4 protein-coding genes are annotated in these 7,518 nt (G+C 70.0%); 1 reads left to right on the top strand and 3 read right to left on the bottom strand.

Annotated features, from left to right (window positions below; translation table 11 throughout):
• Nucleotides 1-102 precede the first annotated feature (102 nt).
• Together JWR86_RS03130 and JWR86_RS03125 are read right to left on the bottom strand one after the other, a co-directional pair.
• Complete coding sequence (locus JWR86_RS03130; protein ID WP_299560591.1) at nucleotides 103-2,958, bottom strand: bifunctional transaldolase/phosoglucose isomerase; 2,856 nt, start codon at nucleotides 2,956-2,958, stop codon at nucleotides 103-105.
• 100 nt (nucleotides 2,959-3,058) lie between these two features.
• Nucleotides 3,059-3,196, bottom strand: a complete 138-nt coding sequence (locus tag JWR86_RS03125; RefSeq protein ID WP_299560589.1) for a hypothetical protein — start codon at nucleotides 3,194-3,196, stop codon at nucleotides 3,059-3,061.
• Nucleotides 3,197-3,337: 141 nt separating this feature from the next.
• On the opposite strand from JWR86_RS03125, the gene moeB reads away from it, so the two are divergent.
• The gene (gene moeB, locus JWR86_RS03120) at nucleotides 3,338-4,138 is read left to right on the top strand and encodes a molybdopterin-synthase adenylyltransferase MoeB (protein ID WP_299560586.1); all 801 of its coding nucleotides are present in this window, start codon (nucleotides 3,338-3,340) and stop codon (nucleotides 4,136-4,138) included.
• Nucleotides 4,139-4,228: 90 nt separating this feature from the next.
• On the opposite strand, the gene JWR86_RS03115 is transcribed toward moeB, so the two are convergent.
• A partial coding sequence (locus tag JWR86_RS03115) for a DNA-directed RNA polymerase subunit beta' (protein ID WP_299560583.1) occupies nucleotides 4,229-7,518 on the bottom strand: 3,290 nt, incomplete at its 5' end.

The following is a 7,518-nucleotide window of genomic DNA, read 5'->3' as shown; positions in this document are numbered from 1 at the left end:
GGGCCGGACCTGCCCGGGCAGGCTAGCCAGGGCCCGGACGCGACTCAAGGCGCGAAAGGCCGGGCGCGCTGCGGCATGGCGCTCGCCCGGCCGGGCCCGCTCTCAGCCGAGCGCGGCACCGAGCGCGGCGGCCACCGATTGCAGCCCGCCATGGGACGCGCTGCCGGTGAGATGGACGCGCAGCACGCGGCGTCCCCGCTCGGCCAGCACGCCGAAATCGCCCCGCGCCTGCGCGGCCTCGATGCTGCCGAAGGTGGCGCGACGGCCGGGAACCGCGAGGTCGGCCGGCGGGTCGCCGGTGATCTGCAGGAACACGCCCGTGTTCGGCCCGCCTTTGTAGGCCTGGCCCGTCGAGTGGAGGAAGCGCGGCCCGAACCCGACGCAGGTCGCCACGCGCTTGGAATCCCGCACCGCCCTGCGCATCCGGGTCAGCAGCTCGGTATGGGCCGCGTTGCGCTCCAGATAGGCCAGGAAGGCCACGTAATCGCCGGGCCCGGCCCGGCCCAGATGGGCCCGCAGCCAGCCCGCGAGATCGCTGGCGCCGGCGCGACCGAGCGCCTCGGCGTTGCGGGCGTCCGTGTAGAGTTGGACACCCTCGCCGGACCAGATCGGCGTCTCGGCCGGCAGGCTGCCGTCGCGGTCAAAGGCGTCGGTGAGTTCGCGGGTCTTGATCTTGCTCGCTTCAACATCGGGCTGGTCGAAGGGGTTGATGCCCAGCACCGCACCGGCCACGGCCGTCGCGAATTCGAACCGGAAGAATTCCTGCACGATGTCGTCGGGCCGGGCGAGGTCGATGCGGATCACCGGCTGGCCGGCCGCCTCCAGCGCTGCCAGGGCGGCGTCCTGGGCCGCGTCGGGACGGCCGTCGAGGCGGAGCTGCACAAATAGCCGGTCCTGCCCGTAGACGCCCGGCGCACCGAGCGGCTCCCCGTCGACCGGGATCAGGCCGAGCCCGTCCTTGCCGGTGGATTCGGCGATGAGTTGCTCGGCCCAGGCGCCGAAATCCTTCAGGGCGGCCGGGGCCACCATCGTGATCTTGTCGCGGCCGGCCTTGGCCGCCGCCCCCATGGCGAGCCCGAGCTGGATGCCGGGATTCTGGTTCGGCGGCACGTCGGGGCCGCAGGACCGCATCATCGCCCGGGCGCTCTGCACCAGGGCCGCGAGGTCGAGGCCCATCACGGCCGCCGGCACGAGGCCGAAGGCCGACAGGACCGAATAGCGCCCGCCGATGCCCGGCTCGCCGTGGAACACGTGCCGGAAGCCGTCCCGCCGGGCCGCCGCCTCCATGGCCGAGCCCGGATCGGTGACCGCAATGAAGCGCGAACCGGCCTGTTCGGCTCCGACCGCCTCCTGCATGCGGGCCAGCACGTAGTCCCGGAACACGTTCGGCTCGAGCGTGGAGCCGGATTTCGAGGACACGATCACCACCGTGCGGGCGAGATCGACCGCATCCACGGTGGCCCGGACCTGGGCCGGGTCGGTGGAATCGAGGATGCGGAGGCGCGGGAAGCCAGGACGCTGCCCGAAGGTCTCGGCCAGCACCTCGGGCCCGAGGCTCGAGCCGCCCATGCCGAGCAGCAGCGCATCCGTGAAGCCGTCCCGGCGGATCTCCTCGGAAAGCTGGCGGTAGCGGTCGAGCTTGGGCTCCTCGCGGTCCAGAACGTCGAGCCAGCCGAGCCAGCGCGCCTCGTCCGCGCCGGTCCAGACCGTCGCGTCGCCGGCCCAGAGGCGGCGGACGCGGCCGTCCTGGCGCCAGTTCTCGGCCAGGCCGGTCACCTCGCCCGAGAGGGCGTCACCGAGGGCGAGCGTCTGGCGGCCGAGGGCCTGGCCGAGCACGGCCATGCGCTTGCCGGCGACAGCGCCGAGCAGGGCGTCGGCCGCGTCCTTGAACAGGGCCACGCCCTCCTCGACGAGCCGGGCCGTGATGGTGTCGAGCGAGATGCCGGCCCTGGCGAGGCGGCGCAGCACCTCCTCGGCCTCCGCCACGCCCTCCTGCAGCGAGGCCCGCGGCCGGCCATGGTCGCGAAACGCGTCCAGGGTCGCGGGCGGCACGGTGTTGACCGTGTCAGGCCCGATCAGCTCGTCCACATAGAGCGTGTCCGGGTAGGCCTTGTTCTTGGTGCCAGTGGAGGCCCAGAGCAGGCGCTGCGGCCGGGCGCCCTTGGCGGCCAGCGCATCGAAGCGGCCCGGCCCGAAGAGCCGAAGGTAACGTTGGTAGGCGAGCTTGGCGTTGGCGATGGCCACCTTGCCCTTCAGGCCGGCGAGCGCCGCCTTTTCGTCCGGATCGTTGGCGGCCGCGATGCGGGCGTCGAGCTCCTTGTCGACCGCGGCGTCGATGCGGCTGATGAAGAAGCTCGCGACGCTCGCCACCCGGCCGGGATCGCCGCCGGCGCGGGCCAGCGTCTCGAGCCCGTCCAGATAGGCCTCCGCCACGTCCTCGTAGCGGTCCTGCGCGAAGAGCAGCGTCACGTTGACGTTGATGCCGTCGCCGATCAGGGCCCGGATGGCCGGCACGCCCTCGCCGGTGGCCGGGACCTTGACCATCAGGTTGTCTCGCCCGACCGCGCTCCAGAGCCGGCGCGCCTCGGCCAGGGTCGCGTCCGTGTCGAGCGCCAGATAGGGCGACACCTCGAGGCTGACATAGCCGTCCTGGCCGGCGGTGGCGTCATAGACCGGCCGCAAGACGTCGGCCGCGGCCTGGATGTCGGCGATCGCCAAGTCCTCGTAGAGCCCGATCACGGGCCGGCCGGGATCGCGGCCCGAGGCCCTCAGCGCGTCGTCGTACTCGGCGGAGTGGCCAATCGCCTTTTCAAAGATGGACGGGTTCGAGGTGACGCCCCGCACGTCGTCGGCCTCGACCATCCGGGCCAAATCCCCGCCCGCCACGAAGCCGCGGGCCACGAAATCGAGCCAGATCGCCTGACCATACTCGGCAAACAGGGTCTTGAGCGGATTCATCGCTGCCTCATGAGAATGGAAAGGGTGGCCGGCCCGACATCTTCCGCCGGCCGATGTGACGAGCGCGGCTGCAAGATGCAATCGGGACGCACGGGTGGGGTCAGGCAGCCTCGCGCTGGACTGCGCCGGTCCGGATCGGGTCCGGCACCGGGAGGGCCTCCGGGCCCTCGGTCACGAGGGTGACCCGGAGGGCGCCGAGGTGGCAGCGGCGAAACCCGGCCCTGGGCCACGCGGCCACAAGCCCTCCTGACGGGTCACGTCCTTCATCCTCGCCTCGCGTCTCGTTGGCCGGACCATGCCTCGGGATCCGGAGCTTGCCAAGGCGCGCCGCGCCGCGGGGCCTCTGTCCGGGCCGGCCCGTCTGGGCCATATCCCGTCCATGCCTCTCTCTCCCGACGAGCTCGAACGCTATGCCCGCCACATCGTGCTGCGCGATGTCGGCGGCCCCGGTCAGCAGAAGCTCGGCCGCGCCCGCGTGCTGGTGATCGGGGCCGGGGGCCTCGGTTCACCGCTGATCCAATATCTGGCGGCGGCCGGGATCGGGACCGTCGGGGTGGTGGACGACGACACGGTGTCGCTGTCGAACCTGCAACGACAGGTGCTGCACGGCACGCCCGATCTCGGCCGGCCCAAGGTCGAGAGCGCCGCCGCGGCGATCGCCCGCCTTAACCCGCATGTGCGCCTCGTGCCGCACCCGACACGGCTCACCGTCGAGAACGGCCGCAGGCTGGTTGCGGATTACGACCTCGTGGCAGACGGGTCGGACAATTTCGCGACGCGCTACGCCGTGTCGGATGCCTGTTTCCACGAGGGCCGGCCGCTGGTCACGGCGGCGCTCGGCGCCTTTGACGGTTCCCTGACCACGCTGCGCCCGCACGAGACCGGGCCCGAGGGCCGCCCGAACCCGACCTATCGCTGCCTGTTCCCCTCCCCGCCGCCGCCGGGCGCGGTGCCGAGCTGCGCCGAGGCCGGCGTGCTCGGCGCGCTTGCCGGCATCATGGGCTCGCTCATGGCCCTCGAGGTGATCCGCGAGATCGTGGGGTTCGGCGAGGGCCTGGTCGGCCGCCTCCTGATGGTGGACGCCATGAGCATGCGGTTCGAGACGCTGCGCTACGGCTGGGACCCAGAAAACCCGCTCAGCGGCACCGGCCGGGCCGGTGCGGGCAGCCCGCCGGCCTGAGGGCCCGCCCTCAAAACGAAAGGGCCGCCTCGCGGCGGCCCTCTCAGATAGATCAGACGAGATCAGGGGCGGCGAAGCTCGCCGCCCGCCTTACTCGGCCGCGGGCGGCAGCTCCGCGAACTGGGCCTGGGCGTGAGCCTGGGCCTCGGCCGCGCGGGCGGCCGCTTCGGCGTTGCGCTGGGCGAGGATGAGCTCGTCGCGCTTGGCCGCGACCTGACGGATCTGCGTGTTCAGCGCACCCGTCCCGGCCGGGATGAGCGAGCCCACGATCACGTTCTCCTTCAGGCCTTCCAGCGTGTCGACCTTGCCGTTGACCGCAGCCTCCGTCAGCACCCGGGTCGTCTCCTGGAAGGAGGCGGCCGAGATGAAGGAGCGCGTCTGCAGCGAGGCCTTGGTGATGCCGAGCAGGACCGGCACACCGACCGCCGGCTTCTTCTTCTCGGCGATCAGCTGCTCGTTGATCTCCTCAAGTTCGAGCCGGTCCAGCTGGTCGCCCGTCAGGATCTCGGAATCGCCGCTCTCGGTGATCTCCACCTTCTGCAGCATCTGACGGACAATGACCTCGATGTGCTTGTCGTTGATGTTCACGCCCTGGAGCCGGTAGACCTCCTGGATCTCGTTGACGAGGTAGGCAGCAAGCTCCTCCACGCCCTTGATCGCCAGGATGTCGTGCGGCGCCGGATTGCCGTCGACGATGAAGTCGCCAAGCTCGACCTGGTCGCCGTCCTGCAAGTGGATGTGCTTGCCCTTCGGGATCAGGTACTCGACCGCCTCGGACCCGTCATGCGGATGCAGGGACAGCCGGCGCTTGTTCTTGTAGTCGCGCCCGAACTGGATCGTGCCCGACTTCTCGGCGATCACGGCGGCGTCCTTCGGCCGACGCGCCTCGAACAGCTCCGCCACGCGCGGCAGACCGCCCGTGATGTCGCGGGTCTTCGCCGAGTCGGTCGAGACGCGCGCCAGCACGTCGCCCGCCTTGATGCTGGAGCCCGGATCGGCGGCCAGGATGGCCTCGACCGGCAGCAGGTAGCGGGCGTCGCTGCCGCGCGGCAGCTTCGCGACCTTGCCGTCCTTGGTGTGGATGACCATCGCGGGCTTGAGGTCCGAGGTGCGGGCGGACCCGCGCCAGTCGATCACGACGCGCTTGGAGATGCCGGTCGACTCGTCGGTCGTTTCCGTCATCGACATGCCGTCGAGCAGGTCCTCGTAGGCGACCACGCCGTCGAGCTCGGTCAGGATCGGGCGCGAATAGGGGTCCCACTCGGCGATGCGCTGGCCGCGCTTCACCGTGTCGCCCTCATCGACCTTGAGGCGCGAGCCGTACAGGATGCGGTGCACAGCCCGCTCCTCACCGTCGGCGCCCACGATCACGACCGAGTTGTTGCGGCCGACCGCCATCAGCTCGCCGTCCGAATTGCGGGCGACCTGCCGGTTGCGGATGGTGACCGTCCCCTCGAAATTCGACTCCACGAAGGACGAATCCGCGATCTGGGCCGCACCGCCGATGTGGAAGGTCCGCATCGTCAGCTGCGTGCCAGGCTCGCCGATCGACTGCGCGGCGATCACGCCGACCGCCTCGCCGTGGTTCACCGGCGTGCCGCGGGCGAGGTCGCGCCCGTAGCAGGTCGCGCAGACGCCGTTCTTCGAGGCGCAGACCAGCACGGAGCGGATCTTCACCTCCTGGATGCCGGCGGCCGTGATCGCGGAGATGTGCTCCTCCTCGATCATGGTGGTGCGGGCCGGCACGATGACCGTGCCGTCGGGGGCCGTCACGTCCTCGGCCACGAAGCGGCCGACGATGCGCGAGGCGAGCGACGCCACAATCTGGCCGGCATCGACGATGGCCCGCATGCGGATGCCCTTTTCGGTGCCGCAATCGGGTTCGCGGATGACCGCGTCCTGGGCCACGTCGACCAGACGACGCGTCAGATAGCCGGAATTGGCCGTCTTGAGCGCGGTGTCGGCGAGGCCCTTCCGGGCGCCGTGGGTCGAGTTGAAGTACTCGAGAACGTCGAGGCCTTCCTTGAAGTTCGAGATGATCGGGCTCTCGATGATCTCACCCGAGGGCTTGGCCATCAGGCCCCGCATGGCGGCGAGCTGCTTCATCTGGGCCGGCGAACCGCGGGCACCCGAATGGCTCATCATGAAGATCGAGTTCACGGGCTTGTCGCGGCCGTGCTCGTCCTTCCCGACCGTGGAGATGCGTTTCATCATCTCGCCGGCGAGCCGGTCCGAGCACTTGGCCCAGGCATCGACCACCTTGTTGTACTTCTCGCCCTGAGTGATCAGGCCGTCCTGGTACTGCTGCTCGTAATCCTTGGCGAGCGCGCGGGTCTGATCGACGATCTCCCACTTGTTCTCCGGCACCACCATGTCGTCCTTGCCGAACGAGATGCCAGCCTTGAACGCGTGGTGGAAGCCGAGCGCCATGGCGCGGTCGCAGAAGATGACCGTCTCCTTCTGCCCGCAGTTCCGGTAGACCGTGTCGATCATCCCCTGGATGTCACGCTTGGGCATGAGCTTGTTGACGATGTCGAACGGGATCTTCGGGTGCCGCGGCAGGATCCGGGACAGGATCACCCGGCCGGGCGTCGTGTCGTAGGAGCGCACGACGGGCTTGCCGTCCTCGTCGAGGCCGCTCCACCGGTAGCGGATCTTGGTGTGCAGGTGGACAGCCTTCTGCTCGAGCGCGTGTTCGAGCTCGCCGATGTCGGCGAAGGCCTTGCCCTCACCGGGCGCCCCCTCGGCCACGATCGACAGGTAGTAGAGGCCGAGCACGATATCCTGCGACGGCACGATCACGGGCTGGCCGTTCGCCGGGTGCAGGATGTTGTTGGTCGACATCATCAGCACGCGGGCTTCGAGCTGCGACTCGAGCGACAGCGGCACGTGCACGGCCATCTGGTCGCCGTCGAAGTCGGCATTGAAGGCCGCGCAGACCAGCGGGTGCAGCTGGATCGCCTTGCCCTCGATCAGCACGGGCTCGAAGGCCTGGATGCCGAGACGGTGCAGCGTCGGCGCCCGGTTGAGCATGACCGGGTGCTCGCGGATCACCTCGTCCAGGATGTCCCAGACCTCCGGCTTCTCCTTCTCGACGAGCTTCTTGGCCTGCTTGACGGTGGCCGAGAAGCCCTTGGCATCGAGCCGCGCATAGATGAACGGCTTGAACAGCTCGAGCGCCATCTTCTTCGGCAGGCCGCACTGGTGCAGCTTGAGCTCCGGACCGACGACGATGACCGAGCGGCCCGAATAATCGACGCGCTTGCCGAGCAGGTTCTGGCGGAAGCGGCCCTGCTTGCCCTTCAGCATGTCGGCGAGCGACTTCAGCGGGCGCTTGTTGGCGCCCGTGATGACGCGGCCGCGGCGGCCGTTGTCGAACA

Source organism: Enterovirga sp. (genome assembly GCF_028290205.1).
GTDB lineage: Bacteria > Pseudomonadota > Alphaproteobacteria > Rhizobiales > Beijerinckiaceae > Enterovirga.
Note: the sequence above shows the minus strand (reverse complement) of the source record. Positions and strands in the feature narration are given on the sequence as shown.